Origin of the sequence: Heliophilum fasciatum, from assembly GCF_004341395.1 — a bacterium.
GTDB lineage: Bacteria > Bacillota > Desulfitobacteriia > Heliobacteriales > Heliobacteriaceae > Heliophilum > Heliophilum fasciatum.
Genome location: NZ_SLXT01000002.1, coordinates 97,488 through 121,922 on the forward strand (window position 1 = coordinate 97,488; position 24,435 = coordinate 121,922).

Sequence of the window (24,435 nt, forward strand, 5' to 3'; positions counted from 1 at the left end):
AAGGGAAGTCCCTCAGTCGCGTGGAACTATCTTTTTATCTTATGGGACGTACCTGAGAGGGGCGATGACCAGTGAAGGCCACGGGCACAATACATACGCCAGAATCATCAGCGATGATCGCTACCGCACCGAAGAGCGCCTGGTTTCAGCGACTCTTTTTTCTTTATAACCAGTATTACTTACTCCGGCGCAACTTTCACACACTGTTGATCCGGGGAGACATCGATCCGTTTGTGCCGGCCTTAGCGCCGGCCAGGTCCGAGGCTGGGGCTGGGGTCGGGGCTGGTACTGCACCCATTCTCTACATGGCCAACCACAGCAGTTGGTGGGACGGGCTTTTGATCTATCATGCCCTTACGGTGCGCTCGAAGGGCGATCACTATATGATGATGTCCCAGCAAGAATTGAACAAGTACGGTTTTTTTCGTAAGATCGGCGCGTTTCCCATGGATGCCAGCACCCGTAGCGGCATCATGGCGTCGTTGGATTATGCCGTCCGGTTGCTTCAAGCCAACCGTCAAGTCTGGATCTTTCCCCAAGGCGAGATTCTCCACCAAGATCGGCGGCCTTTTCGCTTTATGACCGGCATCGGTCATTTGCTCCGCCAGTGCCCGCAAACACGCGTAGTTCCGGTGACCTTGAATTACACCTTCACACGCTTGCAAAAACCAGTCGTATCCATGATTTTCGGTCAAGCCTACCACGAAGATTGGTCGGCCAGCGATCGCAAGACGATCACCGAACGCTGCCGCTGCTTGCTTGAAAAGCAAGCCGATGAGCACCGCGCCCTGGTGATCGACCACCCCGAGCCGCCCATAGCTGGATTTACCTCCATCCTGGCACCGACCAAAGCCACCGATGAACAATTTACGCTGGTCAGAGAGAAGGTCACTCGATGGTTTTAGTACTCACCGTGATCATCGTTCTGCTCGTGATACAGTGGCTTTTTGTTTTCTGGAACATGAGCTACTTGCTCCCCCTCAGTTCATCCATCGAACCATCCCAAGGCTCATCGATTGCGCCCCCTACTTCTCAGGGGCCTGTCTCTGTAGGCGCCGTAGGGTCCGGAGACAAGATCAGTCTCTCCCAAGTCAGCGCCACCCACACCGCTTTGGCCGCCCCTTCCCTTTCCATCCTCATCCCTGCTCGTGAAGAAGAGGGCAACATCGGCGAATGCCTGCGCGCCCTGCTTGCCGATCCCGATCCATCGCTGGAAGTGATCGTCCTCGATGACCACTCCCGCGATCAAACGGCGGCCATCGTGGCGGCCATTGCGAACGAAGGCCCTCGCGTGCGCTTGATCGCCAGTTCCCCGCTACCGCCGGGTTGGCTGGGCAAATCCTATGGCTGTCACCAACTGGCCCAGCAAGCCCAAGGCACGTGGTGGCTTTTTCTCGATGCCGACGTGCGCTTACAACCGGACGCCATTCAGCAGATCAAAGCCGCCGTTCATAACTTGGATCGCGGCCTCTTCAGCGGCATTCCCTTTCAGGAAACCGGCAGTTGGCTCGAAAAACTCGTCGTGCCGATGATGGCCTTTTTGATCGCCTGCCATCTGCCGCTGCACCTCGTGCGGACTTCACCGGATCCTAAATTTACGGCTGCTCACGGTGCTTTTTTACTGATTCATCGCGATACCTACAAAGCCTGCGGCGGTCATCAAGCTTTTCGAGGCCATCTCCTTGACGACATGCAAATGGCGCGGGCCGTCAAAAAGGCCGGCCACCCGCTTTTTTTCCGAGCGATTCACCACTGGGTGCACATGCGTATGTATCACAATGCCCGTGAAGTCTGGAATGGATTCAAGAAAAACCTTTATCCCGGTCTTGACCGTAATCCGCTGATCCTCGGAGGAATGCTCAGCCTGTACAGCTTGCTTTACCTGCTGCCGCCCCTCGTTCTCGCCGCCAGTTGGCTGCAGCCCTCTTGGTTTTTGCCGTCCCTGACAGCCTACTTGCTCGGCGTGGCCATCAAGATCACCGTTGATCGGTGCAATGGTCAACCTTCCTGGTTGGGCCTTTTCCTGCCGGCCAGCATCTTGTTCACGATTTTGATCGCCCTCGCCTCCTGGCGCGTCACGGTGACCGGGCATGGCTATCGCTGGAAAGGGCGAACCTACGAATAAAAATTTTCCGTTAATCCATTCTCAACTACCCATGCCACCATTTTCTTTAACATAACGGCAAGGTAATGGTAACGGTTGTTCCCTTTTCGAGCCCTTGACTTTCGATAGAAAGCGTCCCGCCCATCTGTTTTAAAATCGAATGGGATAAATATAACCCCAATCCGATTCCTCCCTGTTGGCGTGAGTACGATCCATCGATTTGTGCGAACATCTGAATCAGCATATTCACTTTCTCCGGTTTAATGCCCACTCCTGTGTCTTGAATATAACAAGTTACCGTCGATGCTGTTGTCTCTGCATAAATTCTAACTGAACCGGATTGAGTAAACTTAATTGCATTGTTTATGACATGATAAAAAACTTTTTTTAGCAATTGAAAGTCACAACACAGTTGTACCAATGGCGAAGGATATTCAATAATCAAATCAATATTTTTAGAATTAAACTTTCGTTCGTACGTTTCATTTATTTCTTTGAATATCGACTCAAGCGGAAACTTTGTTGAATCACTGGCTAAATCGTGACCTGAATTAATTAATGATATCTCAACTAAATCCGAAAGCATCTCCAGCAGCTTGTTACCATTTTTTATAATGTTCTTAACGTATATTTTTTGTTCTTCACTAACATCTTCTTGAAGTATCTGTGCATAACCGAGAATGGCATTCATGGGAGTTCTTGATTCGTGAGAAAAATTGGATATAAATTCCGATTTAAACCGGTTGGATAATTCCAGTTGATTATTAATCGCTTTGACTCTTTCTTGAGAATCGTTGATATGGTCAAGCATATCATTCAACGTTACTGCTATATCAACAAATTCATCATTACCGGAAATTTTCAATCGACTTGAGTAGTCTTCATTTTTATTTATATTAGACAAAAATTTATTAACAATCTGGAACCGCGCAACAAATATTCGTTTAAAAAGAAATATGCTGAACAAAGAAAAAAAAGTTCCGAAAAACGAGACAAGAATAATAAAATATCGCATCTGTTCTTGCCCTTGATTATATATGGCTCTCGGTGTAGAAACCTCTAAAAAATATTCTTTTTTATTATTGAGATCTTTGAGCGGGAAATATCCATTTATCACATCATGACCCATTACAAAGTGAAGATAGCCATCATGGTTTTGATGTGAACCGTTGGGGATTTTATCCACAAAACTTATTCGGGCTTGCGCAATCTCATCGAACTTGCTTAAGAGCGATTGATCCATATTACGAGTATATATCAAAATACTTGAGCTTTTTTTCGAATAATCACTGTTAGCAATTCTTCTTCCCGATACTAATACGGGATATTCAGATGTACGAACAAAACCGCTAAACTTTTCTAACGAGTTATTTCCTTCGAATTCTTTCTTTTTAATTATTTCGACAAATGAATTTAGTAACTCATTTTTAAAGGGAATTACCCATTTATTATTTATCCCAATATTCTTAGCATAGAGTATATTACCCTGATCATCGATAACGGCTACGAAATCAACAGCGAGGTTTTGCATATTTGCATCCGTAAAATAAAGGTCAATAAACTTTTGGTTATTTATTGGATCCTGCGCAAATTGATACATGTCATCCCATTCAGCCCAGTCCCTGGCTCTTGATAACAGTTTGTCCTGCTCATTTTCCCATAGTGAAGAAACCCTTTTAATGTTTTCCGTTATTTCTTGTTCCTCTAGGTTTTCGTAATTTTGAACCCAAACTCGTTCTCCCATAACAAATAAAGTTAATACAAATGAAGAAAAGAGAATTATATAGGTAATCAGCATTTTTTGAATAAATGACACGGTTATCAACCCCACTGATCCCATGTATTTTTGCATAATAATGTATCTTTAATTAATTATACTTCTCAAAGAAGAAGGGCACAAGTTTTTTCCGACTTTCTGAGCAAACTTCACTATCAAAAAAAGTGATTACGACTTGTGTAACATGGGCATCGTTCTTTCGACATAAATGTAACGGTATCATCATCGACTTTTCAGCGGAGGTGCGGAATATGGATAACCATAACTGGCGATATCCCACCGTTCAGAAGCGTTGGGAAAGGGCGCCATGGCAACAGCAACAAACGCCACCGCTCAGCCTGACCCTTGCCGAATTAGCCCAGTACAACGGCAAAAAAGGCATGCCGGCCTACATCGCTGTGGACGGCGTCATTTACGATGTCACGATGGAGGCTGCCTGGGCCGCTGCCAGCCACTTTAGCCTGAGGGCCGGCCAGGATCTTTCCGGCCCCTACCGGGCGTGTCATCGTGGGCAAGGCATTCTTGCGCGTTTAAAGGTGGTGGGACAACTGCGATGACAACCTTGACCCAGGCAAAACCAAACCTCCTCTGGCTGGAACTGACGGGCTGCTCCGGCAACATCATCTCCCTGCTCGATGGCGCCCATCCCGGTTTCATTGATTTGGTAACGTCTCTGGTCAACTTTCGCTATAACAACAGCTTAAGTGCCGGCGAAAGCAGCGATGCCATGGACCAACTGCTTGCAACACTCGGGACCGATTTTATCTTGATCGTGGAAGGCGCTGTAGCGACCAAAGCCAATGGCCGTTACACCGTGATCGGCTCAGTGCAAGGCAAGCCGCTTACAGCCCTGGAGGCGCTCCGGCTGCTCGGTGCCCAGGCTCGGCACATCGTGGCCGTTGGATCTTGCGCTACCCATGGCGGTATGTCGGCAGCCGCTCCCAACCCGTCCGGATGCATCAGCGTACAACAAGCCGTAGGCCGCCCGGTGATTCAACTGCCCGGCTGCCCTTGTCACCCCGATTGGATTCTCGGTACCTTGACGGCGCTGCTTGAGCATGGATCCCTGGAACTGGATGAGCGCCACCGCCCTCGCCTTTTTTACGGCAATTTGATCCATGACCGTTGCCCCCGCCGTTCCTTCTTTGACCAAGGCATCTTTGCCCGCCGCCTCGGCGAAAGCACCTGTTTGTTTAAGCTGGGCTGCCGCGGGCCGGTAACCCGCACCGATTGTCCGACACGACAATGGAACCAGTACGTTAACTGGCCTGTCGAGGACAATACACCCTGCATTGGCTGTGCTCAATTCGGTTTTCCCGATCAGATGGAACCATTCATTTCCTATGACATTACCTGAGCGGTTACACGCTGACATTACCGTTCAGTTATCCGCTGACACCACCTAAGCGATACCCGTATCAGTGCTGGGGGAAGGAGGTGCCTTCGACGCGCGTTACGCTTAACCCGGTCACCCGCATCAGCGGCTTTATGGCCATTCATGTAACCATTGAACATCATCAAGTTACGGCAGCCCAAACGGAAGGTATGCTTTTTCGCGGTTTTGAGCAGATGCTCATCGGCCGCCAACCGTGGGATGCCGTTTATTTTACCCAGCGGATCTGCGGCATTTGTTCCGCCGCTCATTCCACGGCTTCGACCTTAGCCTTGGAAAACGCCATGAACCTGACGCCCAGCGAACAGGGCCGGTACCTTCGTGACATCATCCACGGCTGCGAATTTCTCCAAAACCACATCCGCCACTTTTACCAGTACACCGTGCCTGACTATGTCCGGATGCCGCAGGAAGTTCCCCTCTTTCAAAGCAGTTACGGTGACTTTCGCTTGCCTACGGCCGTGAACGATCAGTTGATCCGGCATTACTTTGCTTCCCTTCCGGTCAGTCGCGCCGCTCACGAAATGATCGCCATCCTGGGCGGCAAAGCACCGCACAACCACGGTATTTTCGTCGGTGGCATCACGACGGAGGCTACCGTCGACAAGATCATGAAAATCCGCTCCCTCCTTGCCGGCATTCGCCTTTTTATTGAGACCGTGATGATCGCCGACGCTGAAACGATCGCTCGGTACTATCCCGAGTACTTTCATCTCGGTCGAGGCTACGGCCGGCTTTTGTCCTTTGGCTGCTTTGATAACTACCCCGTCACTGGTACCTTGTATGTCGATCCGTCCCTGTACAGGGCCGATCGCATTGAGTCTTTTGATCCGGCAAGAATTACCGAAGAAATTGAGCACTCCCGCTATACAGGTGCGCCGGTTGCCTACCAGCCCTTGGAATCCATGACGACCGATGCCATCGATAAGCCTGCCGCCTATAGCTGGATCAAAGCGGCTCGCTATCAAGGCCAACCTTTTGAGACAGGGCCGCTGGCACGGCAGTGGCTGAGCGGCGCCTACCGGCGCGGTATTTCCGCCATGGATCGCACCATCGCTCGGGTCCGGGAAGCGCTGACCATCGCCCGGATTATCGAAAACCTCCTTGACCGACTGGAGCCGGCCGATACGATGCAAACGGCTTATTCACTGCCGCAACAAGCTACCGGCCAGGGCCTAATCGATACAACTCGCGGTGCGCTGGGGCACTGGCTGAAAATTGCTGATGAAAAGCTCAGCTTTTATCAGGTGATCACGCCGTCGGTGTGGAATCTCTCCTCCCAAGGCAACGACGGGCAACCCGGCACCGGTGAAGCAGCGCTGATCGGCACACCGATCCAAGATCCGACGCAACCGGTGGAACTGGGCCGGATCATTCGCTCTTTCGATCCTTGCGTTTCCTGCGCCACCCACGTTTTTATGCCGGGCCGAAAAGCGCCGGTGACGGAGGTCATCGTCCCATGAGTTCCTTGCACCCCATGGGTCACTTGTATCCCACAAATCCCAAGAGCCCCACAAGTCCGCCCGCGAATGCACTTATTTTAGGCATCGGCAACCGCCTCATGAGCGACGACGGGATCGGCGTAGCCCTCGTCGAAGCGTGGCAAAAAGAGCAAGAAGCGGGGTGCCCTACCTCGGGTCCACGGACGTATTGCCTCGGCGAAAGCGACGTGGACTACTGCATCAACCAGATCGCCTGCCTCTCGCCGGGCGATGCTTTGATCATCATCGACGCCGCTTACCTCGGTCAACAGTCCGGCCAGATCACGGTGCTTCCCTGGAAGCAGGTCTTTGCCGAACTTCCCTGCCGCTTGGATGCCCACAGTTACCACCTTTTTCACGCCCTGGCACTGTTGCGCCCGCAAAGCCTGGGCTGCCTCATCGCCATCGAACCGTTCTCACTTGACTGGGGCGATCAGCTAAGCCCAGCGATGGCGCAACGTTTCCCCTTTCTCTTGCTTGAGGTTCATCGCATCATCGATCGCCATTTGCAAGGGAGGAGTTCCTATGTATGATCGCGACGCCGCTGTCGCGTACGCTAATCGTTACTACCAAAACCATAATCCCGCCTATCCTGACTTTGATGATCAGCCCTGGGAGGGCGGCAATTGTGCCAACTTTATCTCCCAGTGCCTCTATGCCGGCGGCATGCCCTGGATCACCGGCCCGCCAAGCCAGTACACTTCCGTCAAATACTGGTGGTGTCAACCCGGTGCCACCGATCGCGACGGCGATAAGCGTATTACCTTGACATGGAAAGTGGCCCTGGCCTTTGGCCTTCATTGGGCCAAGCGCGCCGCCAAGTATACCGAGGAAGCACCGGCGACGGTGCTCCTCAATTTTAACCTCTGGTCACGCCGCCTTGACCGGGGCGACGTGATTCAACTTACCCAAGCCAACGGCAATCCCTATCACACCTTGATCCTTGTCCAGCGCAGTGGCAGCGACTGGCTCCTGGCCGCCCAAACGTACGATACGAATGACCGCTCCCTCTTTAGCACATTGACAGCGATGGCCGGCACCGGGCAGCGGGTTCGTTTCTATCAGATGGGCTAACGAAAAAGACCGTCGACAATCTTTGCGGACGTAGGTAATACCTCCTTGTCGCCATCCTTCTCTAGGGATATAATAAGCAAAACGTTCCATATACTGCCTATTTACTTACATCCTGCCGAAAAGCCCTGGAGAAAGGACAATCATCATGGAGAATCGTCGTCTCATCATCTATGCATCGCTGCTGTTCTTTGTGTTTCTCGCGGCCTATCTTGGCTATAGCTCCTCGATCTCGCCCAAAGAAGTGCCGACACCGCCACCACCACGGCGAACCGCCGCTCCCCCCGTGGAAGAAGGCCCCACCGAAAAAGAAAAAGCCGCCAAAGAATCGCTCAACACCCTCAAAGGCATGGCTAGCAACATGCGCACCACCATGGTCACGGCGGACGAACTGCGCGAAAAAATGCGCGGTAACGAAAGCAGCTTTGCCGTTTTCGATCTGCGTACCAAAAAAGAATTTTCTAAGGGGCACATCAAGGGCGCAACCCATCTCCCCTTCGATGAATTTCCGGAAAAACTAAACACCTTACCGAAGGACAAAACGCTGGTTTTGTATTGCGCCACCGGCCAGATGTCGGCAGCAGCCCTCACATCGCTCAAGCTTGCCGGCTATGAGAACATCTATACGCTCTTCAAAGGCTATAACGACCCGGAGCTTTCCCGGGCCGGCTTTACCATTCAACGGTAGCCACCATAAGAAAAGCAAAACCCGTATGGCCGGTACGATCGGCCATACGGGTTTTGCTTTGTGGACTTCGGGCGTTTTTGCATAATTGCAGTTAAAGTTTTTACCGGGCCGATTATTTACCGCCTTTTTTACGGATAAGCCGGTCCAGATCGGCAATGACCATCTGCGAATTTCTTTCAATCTCCCCGAGGATGCGTTTGGCCTCGGCCGTATTGCCCGTTTGATAGGCTTGGGCAGCTTGCTTCGCCAAGGCATGGACTTTGGCATGAGGTTCATCAATGTGCTTGAAGATGCTATCATCGCGCAGTGGATTGTTGGTATCAAAATACCATTTGCCAAGGTTACACTCCGTATGCGTGCTGATCGATTCGGGATCGATCTGTTCCAGACCATCGATCATATTGGCAATACGCAGTTTCCAAAGCAGGTGATCCGATTTGGCCCGCTTCAAGATTTCTACATCCGATAAGACTTGCTGATGATCGTCGGTCTTAAACTTCGTCATGCTGGTTCGCAACTCACTGGCCATGGCACTGGTTTGCTCTGTCGCCGCCGCGATCGTATCCATGGCAGCCGTCGTTTCTTCAGCCGACGTTGCCACTTGTTGGATCTGCTCATTCATATTTTCAATTACGGAAGAAACCGAATCGATCAAGTGAAGAATTCGATCGGAACTGGCCACCTCTTCATCGGTCAATTGGGTAATGTCATGCACGGCGGCTACCGTATTGTTGACGGCCGCTAAAATCCGCTCTAACGATTCGCCGGCATTATGTACGGCTCGCACACCATATTCAGCCACAGCCCGGCTTTGCATGGTCGCTTCCAGGGCAGCCGTAGAATTCTCTGTTACCTTACGCATCAAGGTGGCCACATCGACGGCCCCTTGATTGGACTGCTCCGCCAGTTTGCGTACTTCTTCAGCGACCACGGCGAACCCTTGTCCGGCTTCACCGGCACGGGCCGCTTCAATGGCGGCATTCAGGGCCAGCAAATTGGTCTGGCTGGCGATGTTGGAAATCGTCTCCGTAATCTGCTGAATTTCCTGGGAATATTGATTGAGCGTCGTCATCCACTCGGCCGTTTCAACCGCTTTTTCCTTGATTTGCTCCATGCTGCTGATCGTCTCGCCGACCGTTCGTTTGCCATCATGGGCGGCTTGTGCAGTTGTATCGGAAGTGGCTGCAGCCTTCGTCGCTTTATCTTTGGCGATTTGAATCAGCGATGACAATTCCAGGAGAACCTCGGTCGACTCGCTTACGGCTTGATTGCCTTTTTCCGATTCTTCGGCAATCCGATACACCGTGCTGGCGATTTCACTGACTGCGGCTGACACTTCCTCCGTCGAAGCCGCCATCTGTTCCGAAGCGGCGGCCAACTCATCAGCCGACCGGGTAATGGTCGTGACCATGTCCGATTGCTGGCGAATCATCTGGTTAAACGATGCCGTCAGCAATCCTACCTCATCGGTCGAACGAACTTCCCCGCGACTCGTCAAATCACCGGCGCCGGCACGGTTCATCTGCCTCTGCACGCCAACGAGGGGCACGGTGATTTCCCGGACCAGGAACATGGCCAGAAGTCCCACGATGATGATATTTAATACATTCAGGCCGATCATAGTCAACGTTGCTTGCTGGGCATGAGCCTCTATATCGCCATACAGTTTATTGGCTAATTCGGAATTATGATCGGCCAATACTTGCTGGGTATGACTAACTTGTTCAAAGGCTCTGGCGCTGGCAATATACAAATCATAAGCTGCTTGTTTTTGCTCGCGCAGGGCAAAATCCAGCACACGGGTACGCACGGCCAGGTACACTTTAGATTGATTCTTCCATTCGGCGATCTTTTCTAACTCGAAGGCATCCAACGCTGTATTCTCATAACGCTCTTGTAGATCCTTGATCTGCCCTGTATTTTCATCAACCCGTTGAATATAGGCTAAGCGCGTCGGCTCATCGGTACTCCAAATCGCTTGTTGCATCTTCGCTTCATTGTCGCGCTGAAGAGTCCGAATCTCATTCAGCCACTTTACCGTTAACAATTTGTCGGCATACAGTTCTTCCGCGTTACTTTTGATTTCGTTCATTAAGTAATAGTTGATGGTGCCCACAATGGACATCGTAAGTGCCGTCAATGTGATTAACAGCATCATCTTTTGTGCAACTTTTAGATTTCGGATCCAATTCACCGGTATCACGCCTCCTTGCCTTTTCTTTTCCTTCCTTCCCTCTACCTATGCTTAGGTAAGAAAAAGTTAAATCATTCTCTATGATTATAAGATAAACTGCTTTGCCAATGTATACTTTCAAGCAATAATTTAATATTTTCATTTAGCACGCAGCGGGTTGTACTTATTTCCGCGCCGCGTCCCAGGTGCCATCGGAAAAGGGATAATAACTTCAAGAACAAAGCAGGTAATTCCCCCAATTTTATCGTATTCTTATGTGTAATTCACAAGAAACAGGAGGGATCCCCCATGGATATTCGTAAGGTCATCGTCATCGGTGCCGGTCAAATGGGTTCCGGTATCGCCCAAACTGCTGCTGTCACCGGCCTGGAAACTGTACTCCATGATGTCCGCCTTGATATCGTGGAACGCGGCATCGCCAATATTGCCAAAAGTCTCGCTAAATTCGTTGAAAAAGGAAAAATGACGGCCGAAGAACGCGACGCTGCCCTGAGCCGGATTCGTCCTTCCGATAATTTTGAAAACGCTCGTGATTGCGACCTGGCGATCGAAGCCGTCGTGGAAAACCTGGCTGTTAAATCGACCATCTTCAAGAGCTTGGACAGCGTCATGCCCGCTCATGCCATCTTGGCCTCGAATACATCGTCCTTGCCCATCACTGAACTGGCCGCCTTTACCGGACGTCCTTCCCAGGTCATCGGCATGCACTTCATGAACCCCGTACCGATCATGAAACTTGTCGAGATCATCCGGGGCCTCCAGACGAGTGATTCCACCTTTGAAGCCATCGAAAATTTGGCCAAGCAAATGGGCAAAGTACCGGCATCGTGCCAAGATGTGCCCGGCTTTATCTCCAACCGGGTGCTGCAAGTGATGATCAACGAAGCCATCTGGTGCCTCTACGAAGGTGTAGCCACCCCTGAAAGCATCGACACGATCATGAAGCTGGGCATGAACCATCCTATGGGCCCCTTGGCCTTGGCCGACCTGATTGGTCTCGATACAGTGCTTTCGATTCTGGAAGTGCTGCAAAACGGTTATGGCGATCCCAAGTATCGCCCCTGCCCGCTCCTGCGGCAATATGTTAAAGCGGGCTGGCTCGGACGCAAGAGCGGCCGTGGTTTCTATAACTATCAATAATGCGACTATCGTTCCCTACCACCATCATCGTTCATTATTCTGTTGTCAACAACATTCCCTTCACAATTGCCAGTAACTAAAGGAGGAATTTTGATGGATTTCCGTCTCGATGAAGATCAAGCATTATTTGCAGCAACCGTGCAAAAATTTGTGCAAAACGAAGTGGCCCCCCTGGCCGAAACGCTCGATCGGGAAAGCCGTTTCCCGAAAGAAACAATCGCCAAGATGGCTGAACTTGGCCTGATGGGCGTTTCCGTTCCGGAAGAACTGGGCGGCAGCGGCGGCGACTATTTAAGTTACATTCTGTTCGTGGAAGAACTGGCCAAAGCCTGCGCTTCCACCGCCGTGATCGTCGCGGTACATACTGGTCTCGGCTGCGGCGCGCTTCAAGCTTTTGGCACACCGGAGCAGCAAGAACGCTTCTTGCAACCGCTGGCGGAAGGTCGCATGATCGGTGGCTACGCCTTGACCGAACCGAACGCCGGCTCTGATGCCGCTTCGATTCAATTGGAAGCTCGTGATGCCGGTGACCATTTTGTGCTTAACGGCAGCAAAATGTGGATCACCAATGCCACCGAAGCCGGTGTCTTCATCACCTTTGTACGGACCGAACCGGGATCACGCGGCGCCAACGGTGTTACGTGCTTGCTCGTCGAACGGGATACGCCGGGCCTAACGATCAGTGCCCCCATCGAAAAAATGGGCTTACACGGTTCCCCCACCTGCGAATTGATCTTTGAAGATGCCCGCGTTCCCAAAGCCAACGTGCTGGGCACCATCGGCGAAGGCTTCAAAGTGGCCATGCGCCTTTTAGACGGCGGACGGATCGCCATCGCTGCGCAAGGTCTGGGCATCGCGGAAGGCGCCTTCCAGTATGCCTGCAAATACATCAAGGAACGGCAGCAATTCGGCCGTTCGATTGCCGCCAACCAAGGGATTCAGTGGATGGTCGCCGATATGGCCAGCGAAATTGAAGCCGCCAAACTGCTGGTCTATCAAGCCGCTTGGTTGAAAACCAACGGCCTGCCGCACGGCAAAGAAGCATCCATCGCCAAAAAATACGCTACCGACACGGCCATGCGCGTCACCACCGACTGCGTGCAGTTGCTGGGCGGCTATGGTTACAGCAAGGAATACCCTGTCGAGCGGTACATGCGCGACGCCAAAGTCACCCAAATCTACGAAGGCACCAACCAAGTTCAGCGTTTGGTCATTGCCAAATACCTGTTGCGCGACTAATGTAGGAGGCTTACTTGTGACACAGCAAAAACGCATCTCCCTGAAAGAAGCTGCCGGACTGATCAAAGATGGCGACGCCATCACCTTTTCCGGCTTTACGATTTGGCGCCGTCCCTTTGCCATGATCTACGAACTGATCCGCCAAGGACGCAAAAACCTTCACCTGATGGAAGTCAACGGTGGAACCCATACGGATATGTTTGCCGGCGCCGGTGCCTTAGGTATCTGGGAGTCCTGCTGGGCCGGTCACGAATTATACGGAAAATTAGGCGCCAACGTGTCTCGGCGTGCGCAGGCCGGCGAAATGCTGGTGGAAGACTACAGCCACGTGCACATGGTCTGCCGCTTTGCTGCCGGTTCCATGGGTCTTCCTTACTATCCTACCTACGCCTCCCTCGGTACTGACATCCTCAACCCGGCCTACGATACCCTGGGTAATGCCGGTCTCCGTGACGGGAGCAACCCCAAAATTCCCCGTCACAAATATCTCCATGCCACCAGCGATTTCTACGAGCCGAGCCATCTTCTGCACATTCCTGCCGCTCGGCCGGACTGGTGCATTGTCCAAGCCCAGCTTGTCGGGGAAGAAGGCACGATCCGCATCAATGGCCAGAAATACTCCGATGAAGAAGCGATCAAGTCCGCTGAGCGCGTGATTGTCCTGGCGGAGTCGGTTGTACCGGAATCGGCACTGCGCCAAGAGCCGGAACGCAACCTCATCCCTCCCTATTTTGTCGATTACATCATTGAAGTTCCCTGGGGCGCTCACCCCACCGGTGTCTACGGCAATTATGAAGTAGACGGGAAATTTATTAACGACTACTACAACCGCACCAAGACGCAAGAAGGTTTTGATGCCTGGGCCCAAGAGTGGATCTATGGCGTGGAATCGCATGAAGAATATCTCGCCAAGCTTGGTATTTCCCGCCTGGAAAGCCTGCGCGCCAACCCCATGCTGAAATATTCGACCAACGTAAAGCGAGGGAGCCGGTCATGACCAAATTAGCACCTGGTGAATATAAAACCATCGATCTATTGGCCGTGGCTGCCGCCCGGGAAGTCAATGATCGCGACATCGTTTTTGCCGGCACCGGACTGCCGATGCTGGCGATTCTTTTGGCCCAAGCAACCCAAGCTCCTGATGCCGTTTGTATCTATGAAGCCGGTACGGTCGACGGACGGCCGGTTCACCTGCCCACGTCCGTCGGTGATGCGCGTTGTGTCTACCAATCGTCAGTGACATCGGGCCTCTTTGATGTCTTTAATCAACTGCAGCGTGGCAAAGTGGATCTGGCGTTTCTTGGCGGCGCTGAGATCGATCAGTACGGCAACGTCAACACGACGGCCATCGGTGGCTATGCACCGACACCGAAACTGCGTCTGACCGGCAGCGGTGGCAACCCCGATATCAACGCGTTGGCCAAACGCACTGTCTTTATCATGGTGCAGGAAAAACGCCGGTTTAAGGAGCGCGTCGATTACATCACTTCCCCCGGCTGGCGCATTCCCCGCTGGCCCTCCGGCGAGTTGGTGCATAAACGCGAAGTCTACGGTGACAAATTCCGCGGCGGTGTATCGGCCGTGATCACCGATATGGCTGTTTTTCGTTTTGACGAAGAGGGCATTATGTATCTCGACACGGTTCATCCCGGCTTTACACCGGAAGATGTGCTCAACAACGTCAGCTTTGACCTCAACATTAGCCGATGCCGCGGCGTTACCGAGCCGCCGACCCAAGAAGAAATCGATCTTCTTTACCACAAGATCGACCCGGAAGGGATTTTCTTGAAATAGCAATATCGGCATTGAACACTGTCCTTACTTCCTGTAGAATAAAAATGAACAATGTCATCTACTACATGAAAATTGCTTAGGTAAATGTAAAAAAATAAGGAGGAGCCTGTCACCAAGGCCCCTCCTTATTTTTTTACAAGTGAAAACTAGAGGAGGTATGATCAGTGAACGATGTTGCTTTTGGAATTTCCATTCTTGTTTTTATTGTCACTTATGGACTGATCATCTGGGAAAAGGTTCCTCGTGCCATTACGGCCATGCTTGGTGGCCTCATCATGATCTTGCTTGGCCTTGTGAGCCAAGAAGTGGCCATCAAAGATGACATTGATTTCAATACACTGGGACTGTTGATCGGCATGATGATTTTGGTGGCGATCACGCGGCGCACAGGTGCCTTTGAAGCCTTAGCAATTTGGGCGGCCAGAATTACCGGTGGTCATCCTCTTTACTTACTGGGTTTGCTGGCGTTGATTACCGCCGGTACTTCGGCACTGCTGGATAATGTCACAACAGTACTGCTGATCGCGCCGATCACGATCATTTTAGCGGAAACCCTCAAGCTTCCGCCGTTACCTTTTTTGATCACCGAAGTACTCGCCTCCAACATTGGCGGTACAGCCACCTTAATCGGCGATCCGCCGAATATCATGATCGGCAGCGCGACCGGTCTGGGCTTTGTCGACTTTTTGATGCACATGGCCCCGATCGCCATCATCATCATGGTGGTCACCATTGCTGTTTTAATGTTCATCTATCGCCGGGCGCTACAAACCGATGAAGCCACGCGCCGCAATATCATTGCCCTAAGCCCCCAAGACGAGATCAAAGACTGGGCATTGCTTAAAAAGTGCTTGTTGGTTTTAACCCTTACCATTACCGCTTTTATGTTTCACGGTGTCCTTCACCTCGAATCGGCCACGGTGGCGCTGACCGGTGCGGTAATTTTAATGATCATCAGTCGGGAAGAGCCGGAGGAAATTTTCCTGCTCATCGAATGGCCGACGATCTTCTTCTTTATCGGTCTTTTTGTCCTTGTGGGTGGCTTGAAAGCGACCGGTGTTATTGCAGCTCTGGCCGGTTGGGCCTTGAACATTACCCAAGGTGATCCGCAGACAACAGCTTTGCTGGTGCTTTGGTTATCGGCAATCGCCTCTAGCTTTATCGATAATATCCCCTTTGTGGCTACGATGATTCCCATGCTTCAAGAAATGGGCAGCTTATCAGGAATGCCGCTAGACACCATTTGGTGGGCGCTGGCCCTGGGTGCTTGCCTTGGCGGTAACGGTACCCTCATCGGTGCATCAGCGAACATTATCGTCGCCGGTATCGCCGAAAAAGCCGGCACTCCGATCTCTTTTCGCCAATTTTTCCTCATCGGCTTTCCGCTCATGCTGCTTTCGATCGTCCTGGCTCACGGTTATATTTATTTACGCTATTTCCTCTAACGGTGCCGGAAAACCGCAAGCCCCTTGAAACTTGTGATTACTTCCGGTAAAATTAACAGTATCAACATTAACCACCCATATAACGGAATGCATATACGTGTTATAACGAACCGATAACAAGGAGGAGCCTGTCACCAAGGCCCCTCCTTGTTTTTTTATGCCCTTTTCAAAATGAAACGGAGGTATTGCCAGTGAACGATTTTGCTTTCTGGGTCTCGATCATTATCTTTGTTCTGATCTATGGTCTCATTATCTGGGAGAAGATTCCTCGCGCAATCACAGCTATGCTCGGTGGATTGATCATGATTCTGCTCGGCTTTTTAAGCCAAGAAGTAGCCGTGCAAGACGATATTGACTTTAACACCATCGGATTGCTGATCGGCATGATGATTCTTGTGGCGATCACGCGGCGCACCGGCATCTTTGAGGCCTTAGCAATTTGGGCCGCCAAGATCACCGGCGGTCATCCCCTCTATCTGCTGGGCTTGATGGCACTGATCACGGCCGTTGCGTCGGCACTGCTCGATAATGTCACCACGGTACTGCTGATCGCGCCGATCACGATCATCTTGGCCGAAACGCTCAAGCTTCCGCCGTTGCCTTTTCTGATCACGGAAATTATCGCTTCGAACATTGGTGGCACAGCCACCTTAATCGGTGATCCCCCGAACATCATGATCGGCAGCGCAACCGGTCTTGGCTTCGTCGACTTTTTAATCCACATGGCGCCGATTGCCATCATCATCATGGTTGTCACCATCGCCATTCTGATGTTTCTTTATCGTAACGAACTGCAACGTGATGCCGACGATCGGCGCAGTATTCTTGCCTTATCGCCGCAAGAGGCAATCAAAGATTGGGCATTACTCAAAAAATCCCTTTTTGTCTTGGGCGTAACCATCATCGCTTTCATGTTGCACAGTGTTCTTCATCTCGAGTCTGCCACTGTGGCCCTGACCGGCGCGATGCTCCTGATGATCATCAGTCGGGAGGAACCGGAAGAAATCCTTCTCCTGGTTGAATGGCCGACGATCTTCTTCTTTGCCGGACTCTTTGTACTCGTGGGCGGTCTGAAAGCGACCGGCGTCATTGCCGCCTTGGCCAACTGGTCTCTGACAGTAACCCAAGGTGACCCCCAAACAACAGCGCTGCTGGTCCTTTGGTTATCGGCGATCGCTTCCGGCTTTATCGATAATATCCCTTTTGTGGCCACCATGATCCCCATGCTTCAAGAGATGGGCAGTTTATCGGGGATGCCCCTGGACACCATCTGGTGGGCGCTGGCCCTGGGTGCTTGCCTCGGCGGCAACGGGACTCTCGTCGGTGCCTCGGCCAACATCATCGTCGCCGGTATCGCCGAAAAAGCCGGTGTGCCCATTTCATTTCGTCAATTTTTTGTCATTGGCTTCCCACTGATGCTGCTTTCGGTTGCCATCGCCCACGGTTACCTGTACCTGCGTTATTTTTAACCCTGCTTGTTTTTATCTGCCTGATTTTTAATCCTGAATTACTTTTAGTTCCGTTTTTTGGGTTGGCATCGGGTCGCTTCTTTTTTCCATAAGAAAAAAAAAGCCTCACGTTACGCTTAGGTCCGCTGTGAAGCGGCACCGGGCAATCACGTGAGGCTTTTTGGTTATAGCGGCACCCCAAGGCGCCGTAATTCCTGAATCACTCGCTCGGGAAAAAACCGATGTTGCACCACGAATTCCCGCCACTGGGGGAATTCCTTTTCCAAGATGGCAAATTTCTCAGGGTCCTGACAATAGTATGTATACAACGCTTGGGCATCCTCGCGATGGGCGCTGAGGAACCGAAGCGTTGCCATTTTTTCCACGAGACTAATCGCCCGCATGGCGCCGGTTCCCCCTTCGCAATCAGCCGCAATCAGCAATTTATTAGCCCAGCAACGCCGAGACGCCGTTAACGCCAAGGATCGCCACAAGGGCAAAGTAAATCACCGATAACACCGCCATCACGTAGCCGCCGGCCACAAAGAGCCCATCACGCATCAGTGCACCGCAAGCTAAAAACAACACGCCATAGGCCGGAATCGTATTGGACATAGGTAACGGCAAGGGCAAGGTCAGCAAAAGGGCGTTGCAAACGAGGCAGATGGCATTTAAGCGTCGCACTAACCGTTGTTCCGTCATCCAACTCCAGCGGGGACGGGCAAGGGCCTCCAGCTTATGAGCCAGATGAGATGCTTTTTCCAGGACATTGCGCATGGCATGGGAAGGAATCGGATGCCGGGCCACCCGTCGCGGCAGCGCCGGCGGGCGATCCCATAAACAAGCCACCCCAAGTAAGGCAATCATGACACCGATCGGCGTCGACGAGCCCGGAATGGATACAGGCAGCAAAAAGGGTACCGTCATGACGGCACAAAGGGTCCAAATACTTTGTTGCCCCATCAAATCGACGACGCCACCTAAGGTTAAACCATCGTGAGGCAGTACCTTCGATAAGCGATGCAACGATTGGGAAAAGCGTTCCTGATGATTCATGTTCCCACCACCTGCATTCCAACTAGTCTGGGATTTCTCTCTATAACATATGTCGCGACGGAGGTTTTAAAACCAATCGCCACCGTCACCGCCGTCATCAAAACCACCGTCATCACCGCTGTCAAAGCCGCCATCATCGGCACCGTCGTCAGACATCATATCGTCAATCACACTGCCGGCGACCATGCCGCCTAAGAAGCCCGTCATGGCACCGCCCATGCCGCCATGATGATGTTTCTTGTGACTATGATGCCCCATTCCCTGCGGATAGCCCATCGGTGCTTGCCCATAAGGGATCACCTGGGTCACTGCCCCTACCGGCAATTGCCCGTTAAAGCGGCGCAAATGATCATAGATAGCCTGCGCCACCGCTTGAATTTCTTCGTCCGTTCCTGCCGATAGCTGAGCATAAGGGAACCACAACTGCGACCGCTGCTCATTAAGATCAAGCGACTCCATCAGCAGACCGCCAAGCCCGCCTACGCGACGCTCCACTTCAATATATAAACGCAATCCTTCCGGCTCATGCATAAAGACGACGTCCAATTCTTTCACGTAACTGCTGAGCGGACCTTGTGCATAGAACTCCAACTCTTGGCCCTTCCGCTCCAGTTCCGCAGAAAAGCGTTTTTCCACAAAGCCCAAGCTGCCCAGCGCGCGCAGTACCGTTTCCATCGGTACACTGGGATAGACCGTAATCGCATCGCGATCGGACGGGTCAATGGCCTGGTCAATATCTAACCCACTGGAGAAATAAAAGCTGACACCGGGCCGGGTAATCGGCAAATGAGCGGGAATCATCATCGAAAAGGGCAGACGCATGGCTTCACCGCCCGCACGCAACAGCATTCCCGGGTAGTTGACGGACTGAACTCGCACATCATGACGGTGATCACCGTCAACATAAATGACATTCAAGTACACATAGATCTGATCGACTTGTTGATCGACTTTGCCCGGTACAACCTGCAGGTATCCTGTGGCCATTTCACCTAAACGCCATTCCCGTCGATCCAAAACCAGATCCACTTTCGCCGAACCAACACCGATTTTCGCCATCAGTCGTTCAAACAACGAATTCAAACCCCTTTCACTTTGTATCAGCGGTACCTCTTCCCGAGCATCATCGGCCCGTTAAGGCTCACTTGAAAAAGCGTACAGCTATACTGTATACTTATTATTACCCAAATGCAAGCCCTTCCATGCTTTTTCAACAATAGGCACAGGGTGTAATGACGAGGTAGGTGATCAATATGGCAAAATCAACAACATACCGCATCAGTGAATTGGCTACCCGTTGTGGCGTCAATCGCCGGACCATCGATTACTATACAACGCTGGGCTTGATCACTCCGCTTCAGCGCACCGGAAGCAACTACCGGCTTTTTGATGAGTCGGCCGTCTCCATCGTGCAGCAAATCAAGCAAATGCAGCAAGCGCGCTTGACACTGGAAGAAATTCGCCAACAACTGCAGCGTCACCCCGTTGCGGCTACAGCCCCTGCCTCGGCCCACGCATTGCCTGATCTTGCGCCGGTTCCATCCTTACCGTTTCGTGAATCCATCGATCCCTCGGTAACCGTAAGCTCCCACATTGACAGCCTCATTACTGAACTTGAACAATTGCAAGTAAACTTGTTGCCGTTGATCCGACGGCCGGAACTATTGGAACAATTCGCAATGGAATCATCATTGCGGCAAAAACTTGAAGCACTGCTTCAGACCGATCAAGCCACCCACCAGTTAATCACTGCGTTATTGCGATTGATCCATTAACATTGAAATTGTATCCCGATAGCAAAATGTTTCGCCATCACTGGCTTTTCTTCCTGCCCCTGCCGGAGCAGGATTTTTTATGCACAGCGTAGCGCAAAGGAAATCTTAATTGCTGGATTCTTATAATATTTCAGTTAATTGAGCAGGAACCCCCTCGCCTTTGCCGAATATTTCTTATGTTCTATAACTCCACTATCAACCTTACTTTATTTCATCCTCTCCTTGTATAGCTATCCCATACCCATCACACTATTTTAAGGAGGAATTCCCCTTGTCTCAACCGCGCAATATGCAAGATTACGACAAAACCTACGCTGAATTCCAATGGCCCCACTATGAAACGTACAACTTCTCCCGCGATGTGATTGATCGTTGGGCCGAAGATCCGAACAAACTGGCCCTCTGGTGGGTTGATGACCATCAAAACGAAGTAAAAATGACCTTCCGTGAAGTCAGCGAAGCTGCCCAAAAGTTTTGCAATGTACTGCAAAGCCAAGGTATCGGCAAAGGCGACGTAGTGATCTTGATCCTGCCTCGTCTGGTCGAATGGTGGGTAATCAATATTGCTTGCTTGCGCATCGGCGCCGTCGTCAGTCCCGGCACCACCCAGCTAACGGCCAAAGACCTCCGTTTCCGCCTGCAAACAGCAGAAGCTAAATGTGTAATCACCAATGAAACCCTCGCCGGCCGCATTGACGAAGTGATCGGTGAATGCCCAACGGTGCAAAGCCGCATTATTCTAAACAGCCACCGCGAAGGCTGGCTCAACTACCATGAGGCTATGGTCGATGCTTCCCCGGAATTCCCGGCTGTCGATTTGGGCGCCAACGACAACGCGATCCTCTACTTCACCTCCGGAACGACGGGCAATCCCAAAATGACTGTACATACGCATACCAGCTATCCCGTGGGCCACATGGTCACCGGCAAATACTGGCTTGATTTGACGCCCGATGATCTGCACTGGAACCTTAGTGACACCGGTTGGGCCAAAGCCGCTTGGAGCAGCCTCTTTGGCCCCTGGATCTGCGGCGCCGCCCTCTTCATTCATCACAACGACCGCTTTGACCCCAAACAAACACTGGAGTTCATGGGCAAGTACCCCATCACCACCTTCTGCGGCGCGCCGACCATTTACCGCATGCTGGTGCTGGAAGATCTCAAGGCCTATACGTTCCCCACCCTCCGCCATTGCGTCGGTGCCGGTGAACCGTTGAATCCGGAAGTCATCTCGGTTTGGCAAGAAGCGACAGGCTTGACCATTCGTGACGGTTACGGTCAGACCGAATCGGTATTGCTCGTCTGTAGCTTCCCCGCTTTTGAGCCGCGCTTTGGTTCCATGGGCAAGCCAACCCCCGGCTTTGATGTGCAAGTTATCGATGAAGACGGCAACATCCTGCCAACCAACCGGGAAGGTGATATCGCCGTACGGGTAAAACCTAACCGTCCGGTCGGTCTCTTCAAAGAATACTGGAAGGATCCTGCCAAAACGGCTGCCGTGTACCGCGGCGACTGGTACCTGACCGGTGACCGTGCCTACCGTGATGAAGACGGGTACTTCTGGTTCGTCGGTCGCGCTGACGATGTGATCCTTTCGGCCGGCTACCGTATTGGGCCTTTCGAAGTGGAAAGCGCCTTGCTGGAACATGACGCTGTCGCTGAATCGGCCGTTGTGGCCAGCCCCGACGAACTGCGCGGCGAAATCGTCAAAGCCTTCGTTGTATTGGCCCCCGGCTACAGTCCGTCGGAAGCCTTAGTGAAAGAACTGCAAGACTACGTCAAAAAAGTCACGGCACCGTACAAATACCCTCGGGCTATCGAGTTTGTCACTTCGTTGCCGAAGACGATTTCCGGTAAAATCCGCCGTGTGGAACTGCGGAATATGGAGTGGAAACGGTAATCTGCGGAAATACAGATAAGCTCGAAAATTTACTACCAATCACAAAAACCCTGCTTTCAAAATTTGAAAGCAGGGTTTTTACTATATTGGCTATGCCGTATCATAGACATGGAGCACTCCAAAAGATTAACTTTCATAATTACTAAGTACTTCAGTAAATTCTTTGACATATTCAAATAAATCATAGTTTTCGAATAGCAAATGTACAATTTCCGCATCCACGGCATTGTCCTTAACAATTTTTATGAAAGTTGCTTCAATCTGCCCTCTGTCTAAGCCTGATCGATAAGGTCGATCCTCGATAAGAGCGGAGAATATATCGGCAACAGCTACAATTCTACAGCCTATATCCAAGTCTGCTCGACCTACACGAAACGGATATCCTTTTCCGTCTAAACGCTCATGGTGAAACGCTGCCCAACGGGCAATATCACTGAATTCAGGAATATTTTTTATTATATGATATGTATGATATGCATGTTGCTGTATTATTTTGAATTCATCGCTTGTCAAAGGACCAGATTTTCGAAGAATCGATTCAGGTATGGAGATTTTCCCCAAATCATGCATTAATCCGGATAACTCCAACCGCCTGACTTTATCCGAAGAAAGCCCTGCAAGCATTCCTAGCTGTACCACTGAATTTGTTACTAAATGAGAATGACGATAGGTAAAATTACATTTCATATCAATGATTTTAGAATAAACTTGGATTAAGCTTCGCAATGCCTCAAAAGTAAAATTTACTTCAAAACTATCTTTGTCAAGTTTTTCAAGCGTCAACTTGTCAATATAGGGTGACATTAAATCTAACCAAAAGCTCTGCCGAGTTCCAATCTCATTAATAACATCTTTTAAATCTGGGCGAAGAACAGTACCAAATGCATCGTTTAATTTATCCATTATCTCAGAATGCTGATGAAGAATGTGGGTATTTGTTAGTGTAGAAACCATGAGATCTGCAACATGGATCAGATCACTCAATAAATCGAAAGAATATGTTTCTTTCCTTTCACTCCAACAGTCTTGATGATGCAAGATAATTTTTGAAATGTTTTCGAAGTGAGGAACGTTTTTAAGAAGATGATATCCTTTGTAGCAACTATGATTATTTTGTAAACGCACATTAACATTTAATAGACATTTCTTTTCAACGGTTTTAACGGCTCCAATATCGTGAACGCTTGCTGCACAATATAACTCGAGAAGTTCCTGGGACTGAAGCTCTAATGCTTCGCCTATACTAACAGCGATATAGGCCACCCTTTTATGATGATTTTTTATCTCACTAGCCTCTAGTTCAAGGGCCATTGAGAATGTAGTTAACAAATTCGGAAGGTTAATTTTTGTATAGATGACAATAACCCCCTTTATCTATTTCCTCCTCTGTGATGACAGTTATCGTAAGTTTTAATCACAAAAACCCCGCCTTATCAAAGCTGATAAAAACGGGGTTGCTGTATCTTATGTCGTAGCCATAATTTTTCTGGTCTCAGCATAACAATCTCGATATATCTTGTCAATTATCAACCCAAGATTAATCAACATTTATCGACACACCACCGTACGTACCGTTCGGTATACTGCGTTTGGCTAACATTAAAGAGAAATATTAAGGAGTGAATAGTTTGTCAGTAGGCTCTCTTGGGGCATCTTTAATTAGTTCACTATTTCTAATGATATTCGGACTATTTTCAATTTATAAGCCACACATCATTGGAAAAGAGTGTTATTGGGTAAGATACAAAAGTATATACATACCCAAATATAGGAATCCAACTAATCCATATTATCTTCATCAAATTAAAGTTGTCGGGATTGGATTAACGCTTTCATCCGCATTAATATTAATTTCAATATTTTTTGCGATATATCAACTGAGCTAGACAATATCCCAAAATGGCAATAGCGTCAACACCGAAAAAACGGA

Annotated in this window: 22 protein-coding genes; 16 read left to right on the forward strand and 6 right to left on the reverse strand. The window is 50.5% G+C overall.

The annotated features are described in order from the left end of the window. The first annotated feature begins 71 nt into the window (after nucleotides 1-71). Entirely contained in the window at nucleotides 72-905 is an 834-nt protein-coding gene (locus EDD73_RS01350) for a lysophospholipid acyltransferase family protein (protein ID WP_131917887.1), read from the forward strand. After that, nucleotides 896-2,125 carry a glycosyltransferase family 2 protein gene (locus EDD73_RS01355; protein WP_131917888.1) on the forward strand — a complete coding sequence of 410 codons (1,230 nt, stop codon included), beginning with the start codon at nucleotides 896-898 and terminating at the stop codon, nucleotides 2,123-2,125. The genes EDD73_RS01350 and EDD73_RS01355 overlap by 10 nt, the downstream gene beginning before the upstream one ends. Before the next feature lie 46 nt (nucleotides 2,126-2,171). On the opposite strand, the gene EDD73_RS01360 is transcribed toward EDD73_RS01355, so the two are convergent. Further along, on the reverse strand, nucleotides 2,172-3,920 hold the full coding sequence (locus tag EDD73_RS01360) for a sensor histidine kinase (RefSeq protein WP_165876246.1): 1,749 nt from the start codon (nucleotides 3,918-3,920) through the stop codon (nucleotides 2,172-2,174). A gap of 212 nt (nucleotides 3,921-4,132) precedes the next feature. On the opposite strand from EDD73_RS01360, the gene EDD73_RS01365 reads away from it, so the two are divergent. The 6 genes from EDD73_RS01365 (at nucleotide 4,133) to EDD73_RS01390 (ending at nucleotide 8,514) form a co-directional block, all read left to right on the forward strand. Then, nucleotides 4,133-4,438 carry a cytochrome b5 domain-containing protein gene (locus EDD73_RS01365; protein WP_131917890.1) on the forward strand — a complete coding sequence of 102 codons (306 nt, stop codon included), beginning with the start codon at nucleotides 4,133-4,135 and terminating at the stop codon, nucleotides 4,436-4,438. Further along, nucleotides 4,435-5,238, forward strand: a complete 804-nt coding sequence (locus EDD73_RS01370) for a hydrogenase small subunit (protein WP_131917891.1) — start codon at nucleotides 4,435-4,437, stop codon at nucleotides 5,236-5,238. The genes EDD73_RS01365 and EDD73_RS01370 overlap by 4 nt, the downstream gene beginning before the upstream one ends. A gap of 80 nt (nucleotides 5,239-5,318) precedes the next feature. Then, complete coding sequence (locus EDD73_RS01375) at nucleotides 5,319-6,737, forward strand: nickel-dependent hydrogenase large subunit (RefSeq protein ID WP_243116753.1); 1,419 nt, start codon at nucleotides 5,319-5,321, stop codon at nucleotides 6,735-6,737. Continuing rightward, complete coding sequence (locus tag EDD73_RS01380; RefSeq protein ID WP_131917892.1) at nucleotides 6,734-7,288, forward strand: hydrogenase maturation protease; 555 nt, start codon at nucleotides 6,734-6,736, stop codon at nucleotides 7,286-7,288. The genes EDD73_RS01375 and EDD73_RS01380 overlap by 4 nt, the downstream gene beginning before the upstream one ends. Continuing rightward, nucleotides 7,281-7,829 carry an amidase domain-containing protein gene (locus EDD73_RS01385; protein WP_131917893.1) on the forward strand — a complete coding sequence of 183 codons (549 nt, stop codon included), beginning with the start codon at nucleotides 7,281-7,283 and terminating at the stop codon, nucleotides 7,827-7,829. The genes EDD73_RS01380 and EDD73_RS01385 overlap by 8 nt, the downstream gene beginning before the upstream one ends. Nucleotides 7,830-7,974: 145 nt before the next feature. Continuing rightward, entirely contained in the window at nucleotides 7,975-8,514 is a 540-nt protein-coding gene (locus EDD73_RS01390; RefSeq protein ID WP_131917894.1) for a rhodanese-like domain-containing protein, read from the forward strand. Nucleotides 8,515-8,626: 112 nt separating this feature from the next. Here the strand turns inward: EDD73_RS01390 and EDD73_RS01395 are convergent, their stop codons facing one another. Beyond that, complete coding sequence (locus EDD73_RS01395) at nucleotides 8,627-10,708, reverse strand: methyl-accepting chemotaxis protein (protein WP_131917895.1); 2,082 nt, start codon at nucleotides 10,706-10,708, stop codon at nucleotides 8,627-8,629. A gap of 288 nt (nucleotides 10,709-10,996) precedes the next feature. Between EDD73_RS01395 and EDD73_RS01400 the strand changes: the two genes are divergently transcribed. The 6 genes from EDD73_RS01400 to EDD73_RS01425 all read left to right on the forward strand — a co-directional run bounded on the left by EDD73_RS01400 (nucleotide 10,997) and on the right by EDD73_RS01425 (nucleotide 17,795). Next, nucleotides 10,997-11,848, forward strand: coding sequence for a 3-hydroxybutyryl-CoA dehydrogenase (locus EDD73_RS01400; protein ID WP_131917896.1), 852 nt, complete (start codon nucleotides 10,997-10,999; stop codon nucleotides 11,846-11,848). Between the two features lie 93 nt (nucleotides 11,849-11,941). Continuing rightward, nucleotides 11,942-13,087 (forward strand): acyl-CoA dehydrogenase, encoded by a 1,146-nt coding sequence (locus EDD73_RS01405; RefSeq protein ID WP_131917897.1) that lies wholly within the window; start codon nucleotides 11,942-11,944, stop codon nucleotides 13,085-13,087. A gap of 16 nt (nucleotides 13,088-13,103) precedes the next feature. Then, a complete protein-coding gene (locus tag EDD73_RS01410; RefSeq protein ID WP_131917898.1) occupies nucleotides 13,104-14,084 on the forward strand; it encodes a CoA transferase subunit A in 981 nt (326 codons plus the stop codon). Continuing rightward, nucleotides 14,081-14,881, forward strand: a complete 801-nt coding sequence (locus tag EDD73_RS01415) for a CoA-transferase subunit beta (RefSeq protein WP_131917899.1) — start codon at nucleotides 14,081-14,083, stop codon at nucleotides 14,879-14,881. Before EDD73_RS01410 ends, EDD73_RS01415 begins: the two co-directional genes overlap by 4 nt. A 164-nt stretch (nucleotides 14,882-15,045) precedes the next feature. After that, complete coding sequence (locus EDD73_RS01420) at nucleotides 15,046-16,326, forward strand: ArsB/NhaD family transporter (protein ID WP_131917900.1); 1,281 nt, start codon at nucleotides 15,046-15,048, stop codon at nucleotides 16,324-16,326. Nucleotides 16,327-16,517: 191 nt separating this feature from the next. Next, the gene (locus tag EDD73_RS01425) at nucleotides 16,518-17,795 is read left to right on the forward strand and encodes an ArsB/NhaD family transporter (protein ID WP_131917901.1); all 1,278 of its coding nucleotides are present in this window, start codon (nucleotides 16,518-16,520) and stop codon (nucleotides 17,793-17,795) included. Nucleotides 17,796-17,959: 164 nt separating this feature from the next. Here the strand turns inward: EDD73_RS01425 and EDD73_RS01430 are convergent, their stop codons facing one another. From EDD73_RS01430 to EDD73_RS01440, 3 genes are all read right to left on the reverse strand, one after another. Continuing rightward, nucleotides 17,960-18,178 (reverse strand): hypothetical protein, encoded by a 219-nt coding sequence (locus EDD73_RS01430; RefSeq protein ID WP_131917902.1) that lies wholly within the window; start codon nucleotides 18,176-18,178, stop codon nucleotides 17,960-17,962. A gap of 43 nt (nucleotides 18,179-18,221) precedes the next feature. Further along, nucleotides 18,222-18,830, reverse strand: coding sequence for an exopolysaccharide biosynthesis protein (locus EDD73_RS01435; RefSeq protein ID WP_131917903.1), 609 nt, complete (start codon nucleotides 18,828-18,830; stop codon nucleotides 18,222-18,224). A 66-nt stretch (nucleotides 18,831-18,896) separates the two neighbouring features. Beyond that, nucleotides 18,897-19,904 carry a sporulation protein gene (locus EDD73_RS01440; protein WP_131917904.1) on the reverse strand — a complete coding sequence of 336 codons (1,008 nt, stop codon included), beginning with the start codon at nucleotides 19,902-19,904 and terminating at the stop codon, nucleotides 18,897-18,899. A 179-nt stretch (nucleotides 19,905-20,083) separates the two neighbouring features. Here EDD73_RS01440 and EDD73_RS01445 point away from each other — a divergent pair, with 179 nt between their 5' ends. Next, on the forward strand, nucleotides 20,084-20,605 hold the full coding sequence (locus EDD73_RS01445) for a MerR family transcriptional regulator (protein ID WP_131917905.1): 522 nt from the start codon (nucleotides 20,084-20,086) through the stop codon (nucleotides 20,603-20,605). A 289-nt stretch (nucleotides 20,606-20,894) separates the two neighbouring features. Continuing rightward, on the forward strand, nucleotides 20,895-22,505 hold the full coding sequence (locus tag EDD73_RS01450) for an AMP-binding protein (RefSeq protein ID WP_165876253.1): 1,611 nt from the start codon (nucleotides 20,895-20,897) through the stop codon (nucleotides 22,503-22,505). A gap of 126 nt (nucleotides 22,506-22,631) precedes the next feature. Here the strand turns inward: EDD73_RS01450 and EDD73_RS01455 are convergent, their stop codons facing one another. Further along, nucleotides 22,632-23,816 (reverse strand): HD domain-containing phosphohydrolase, encoded by a 1,185-nt coding sequence (locus tag EDD73_RS01455; protein ID WP_131917907.1) that lies wholly within the window; start codon nucleotides 23,814-23,816, stop codon nucleotides 22,632-22,634. Nucleotides 23,817-24,435 lie beyond the last annotated feature (619 nt).

Excerpts from the sequence above, each read along its gene's own strand:
- EDD73_RS01355 (WP_131917888.1), top strand. The coding sequence starts at position 896 with ATGGTTTTAGTACTCACCGTGATCATCGTTCTGCTCGTGATACAGTGG.
- EDD73_RS01365 (WP_131917890.1), top strand. The coding sequence starts at position 4,133 with ATGGATAACCATAACTGGCGATATCCCACCGTTCAGAAGCGTTGGGAA.
- EDD73_RS01370 (WP_131917891.1), top strand. The coding sequence starts at position 4,435 with ATGACAACCTTGACCCAGGCAAAACCAAACCTCCTCTGGCTGGAACTG.
- EDD73_RS01380 (WP_131917892.1), top strand. The coding sequence starts at position 6,734 with ATGAGTTCCTTGCACCCCATGGGTCACTTGTATCCCACAAATCCCAAG.
- EDD73_RS01385 (WP_131917893.1), top strand. The coding sequence starts at position 7,281 with ATGTATGATCGCGACGCCGCTGTCGCGTACGCTAATCGTTACTACCAA.
- EDD73_RS01390 (WP_131917894.1), top strand. The coding sequence starts at position 7,975 with ATGGAGAATCGTCGTCTCATCATCTATGCATCGCTGCTGTTCTTTGTG.
- EDD73_RS01400 (WP_131917896.1), top strand. The coding sequence starts at position 10,997 with ATGGATATTCGTAAGGTCATCGTCATCGGTGCCGGTCAAATGGGTTCC.
- EDD73_RS01405 (WP_131917897.1), top strand. The coding sequence starts at position 11,942 with ATGGATTTCCGTCTCGATGAAGATCAAGCATTATTTGCAGCAACCGTG.
- EDD73_RS01415 (WP_131917899.1), top strand. The coding sequence starts at position 14,081 with ATGACCAAATTAGCACCTGGTGAATATAAAACCATCGATCTATTGGCC.
- EDD73_RS01430 (WP_131917902.1), bottom strand. The coding sequence starts at position 18,178 with ATGCGGGCGATTAGTCTCGTGGAAAAAATGGCAACGCTTCGGTTCCTC.
- EDD73_RS01435 (WP_131917903.1), bottom strand. The coding sequence starts at position 18,830 with ATGAATCATCAGGAACGCTTTTCCCAATCGTTGCATCGCTTATCGAAG.
- EDD73_RS01445 (WP_131917905.1), top strand. The coding sequence starts at position 20,084 with ATGGCAAAATCAACAACATACCGCATCAGTGAATTGGCTACCCGTTGT.
- EDD73_RS01450 (WP_165876253.1), top strand. The coding sequence starts at position 20,895 with ATGCAAGATTACGACAAAACCTACGCTGAATTCCAATGGCCCCACTAT.
- EDD73_RS01455 (WP_131917907.1), bottom strand. The coding sequence starts at position 23,816 with ATGGCCCTTGAACTAGAGGCTAGTGAGATAAAAAATCATCATAAAAGG.